This is a genomic window from Methyloglobulus morosus KoM1 (assembly GCF_000496735.2).
GTDB classification, from domain to species: domain Bacteria; phylum Pseudomonadota; class Gammaproteobacteria; order Methylococcales; family Methylomonadaceae; genus Methyloglobulus; species Methyloglobulus morosus.
In genome coordinates, this window is record NZ_AYLO01000183.1 from 1 (window position 1) to 3346 (window position 3346).

Here is a 3346-nt window from a genome sequence, read left to right on the forward strand (position 1 = left end):
GGCTTGCCAAAGCGAAAACATCGTCAAGAACGGGCGCAATGCGTCTGGCAAGCAACAATACCGCTGCAAGGACTGCGGTGCCTGCAAGGTGCTGGAGCCGACCGTCCGCTACAGCGAGGGGCGCAAGGAGGAAATCTTGCGGGCCTACCGGGAGCGTTCGAGCCTGCGGGGCATTTCGCGGGCTTTCGGGGTGTCGCGCCCCACCGTGTCCGCTTGGCTAAAAAAAACTCCGGCGGTTGCCGAAAGTGGCTGATGGCCTGGTCGAGGCGCAGCCCGGCGATGTCCTGGAACTGGACGAAGTGTGCGGTTATGTCCATAAGAGGCGCAACAAGGTGTGGACATGGACGGCATTGTGACGCAGGACGCGGCAGATAGTGGCCTACGTCAACGGTGACCGGAGCGAGGTGACCTGCAAGGAGCTTTGGGGCAGGATACCCGACTCCTACCGCAGTTGCCGCACCTTCAGCGACTTCTGGAAGGCCTACGCGAGCGTCTTTTCCGCAGAACTACACCTGAGCGTCGGCAAGGAGACCGGCGAAACCGCCCACATGGAACGCTGGAACAACACCCTGCGCCAGCGGGTCGGGCGCAGGGTACGGAAAACGCTTTCGTTCTCCAAGGACGCAAGCTGGCATGATGGCGTGATCTATTGGTTTGCCGTTCCCTATAATTCGAGCCTATCAGTTAATGTTTAGCCACTACCAATATTTCATTATCTGTGTCATAAAAATGAAAATATTTCACCTTCTGTGTCATTTTCGTATTAGGCTATGACAAAGAAAATGAAAAAACACTATAAATCAATCTACCTCTTTTCACTTACTAAAAGGTTTTTCAAAATTGGTATCTGACATCACACTTGAAAAAACTGGGATAACTAGCCTAAAAGAGACTTGGCAGGTAGACTTGCGGTCGGGTTTCCTGGTGTTTTTAATTGCTTTGCCGTTAAGCCTGGGTGTCGCCATTGCTTCCGGTTTTCCACCGTCGGCGGGCATCATTTCCGCTATTGTCGGCGGCTTGCTGGTTTCGCGCATTAGCGGTTCCTATCTCACAATCAACGGCCCGGCCGCAGGGTTGATTGTCGTGATATTGGCCGCCGTGCAAGCATTGGGTGCAGGCGATGCCATGGCCGGATACCGCTATACCTTGGCGGCAATTGTGGTTTCCGGTGCCTTACAAATATTGATGGGGAGATTCAAGGCAGGCCAGTTGAGCGCTTTTTTCCCGGCTTCAGTCATGCACGGCATGTTGGCCGCAATCGGACTGATCATTATTGTTACCCAAAGCCATGTTTTATTGGGTGTTACACCGATGCCTGGCAGCCTATTTTCGACCATCCTGCAAATACCGCATAGCCTATTTAACCTTAAGCCGGAAGTCTTTCTTATCAGTTTATTAGGCTTATTGATCCTGATGACGTGGCCGTTGCTTGAAAGCCGGATTCCTGCACCTGTTATCGTGGTGCTGATAGGCATCCTGTTCGCGTGGCATTATAATTTGGGCGAGGCCGTAACTACCGACGGCACAAAATTCCTGGTTTCGTTATCCGATAATTTCTTCTCGGATTTTTATTTTCCAGATTTCTCTAAGTTTTTTACGGTAGCCTTCTGGGAGGCAGTGATTAGTATCACATTGGTAGGCAGCCTTGAGACTATCCTGAGCGCATCCGCGATAGATCGGCTTGATCCTGATAAGCGCACCACTGATCTCAACTGCGATTTAACCGCGATTGGGATTGGCAATATGGTAGCCGGTTCGATTGGCGGGCTACCCATGATAGCCGAGATTGTCAGGAGTTCGGAAAACGTCAACAATGGGGCCAAAACCCCTTGGGCCAATTTTTTTCATGGCTTGTTTTTGTTGGTTTCTTTAGTCCTATTTCCGCGACTAATACAGGGCATCCCGCTTGCTGCATTAGCGGCACTGTTAGTTTACACCGGCTATCGTTTGGCTTCGCCTGCCATATTCGTTCGGGTCATGGATGTCGGCAAAGAACAATTCTTGATGTTTATTGTCACCATCATCGGGGTATTGGCGGTTGACTTATTAGCCGGGGTCGCGCTAGGTATGTTGGTAAAATTCACGTTAAACTTGGTGCGAGGCGTTTGGTTTAAAAACTTGTTCAAAATTCATTTCACAGTCCGACAATCGGACGGTAATATCGTCACTATTAAACTCTTGGGCTCAGCGTTATTTTCAAACTTTTTGCCCTTAAAAAATAAGCTGGCCGAACTGGAACCTGGCAAGACAATTATTTTTGATTTTACCGATGGCTACCTGATTGACCATACGGTAATGGAATTTCTCGATAATTTTAAACATAGCTATGAAGCGCAAGGCGGACGGTACATACAAATCGGCAAAGCCTTGGAAACATTTTCCGACCATGCGCTCGCCGGAAGGTTAATGACGGCCGATGACAGGGAATAAGCTTAAAGAACCCGGTTGGGGGCAAGTGTTAAGCTATCGGTTGTCATCACTTTCATGTTGCGCTCCCTGGGTTTCGCACCACAACCATCCATAACTTAATAATACCGGTCGATTAAGGTCCGCAAACAGCAGCGCCTTTTGTTCCCGCGCAATAACTAGCAGGATAGTCTTTGAAATGCGCTACAATTCGACCACCTTCTGCAAAAAATTCAACCGAAGATGTCATGCCTTTTAAATGCGAGACTAGGCTTACGTTGTCGGACTCGCCATCTTCTGAGCCAACTACCTCAATACCAAAGCCATTAAAGGTTTTATCTTTAGTTAACTGCTCCATTTTGCCTGCGATAACCAGTGAGGTTACATTCATTTTTGGGGTAACTGACTGAATCTTTTTGCTAAACTCCGTTAGGTCAGTACTGACATCATTGGATTGCTTGGTAAGCTCAGAACTAAAATAGGCTTCCTTACTTGAAAATCCCCCCTTGATCATTTCTTCTTCAATAGAGGCCTGGATCATCTCATGGGTTTCTTCTTTTGATTGAGCTTCCGATTGCTGGCTATTACCGCCAGAGGCGGATGGCGCTTTTGATTTCAGATCAATAAGACCAAGCAAGAAGACAATCAGATAAATAGCTAAAAAACCAATCACCAACATAGCCATTAGCTTAATATTTTCTTTTCGTCTTGCTTCGGCTAGTTGTTGGGCGACTCTTGCGGTATATTCCTTATCATCCTGCCAAATGGGCTCAGCCATTTTGGGCTTCCCTTCATTTTTGCCGACATTGTTAGCCGCATTAGATTCTAATGTGCCCCAGCTTTTCCAAAATGCCATTTCAACAATTTTTTTGTTTTGGTCATCAGGCATAAAGCCCCCATTTAAGTCAAGTGATTATTTTGTCGATTTACAATGCCAAGT

Annotated in this window: 2 protein-coding genes and 1 pseudogene; 2 read left to right on the forward strand and 1 reads right to left on the reverse strand. The window is 47.8% G+C overall.

Features of this window, described 5'->3' with window-relative positions; all coding sequences use genetic code 11:
* Together MGMO_RS20780 and MGMO_RS18755 are read left to right on the forward strand one after the other, a co-directional pair.
* Positions 1-695 (forward strand): annotated as a pseudogene (locus tag MGMO_RS20780) (IS1 family transposase); the annotation flags it as partial.
* Between the two features lie 145 nt (positions 696-840).
* On the forward strand, positions 841-2430 hold the full coding sequence (locus MGMO_RS18755) for a SulP family inorganic anion transporter (RefSeq protein ID WP_023496652.1): 1590 nt from the start codon (positions 841-843) through the stop codon (positions 2428-2430).
* Positions 2431-2542: 112 nt separating this feature from the next.
* On the opposite strand, the gene MGMO_RS18760 is transcribed toward MGMO_RS18755, so the two are convergent.
* On the reverse strand, positions 2543-3295 hold the full coding sequence (locus MGMO_RS18760) for a hypothetical protein (protein ID WP_023496653.1): 753 nt from the start codon (positions 3293-3295) through the stop codon (positions 2543-2545).
* Positions 3296-3346 lie beyond the last annotated feature (51 nt).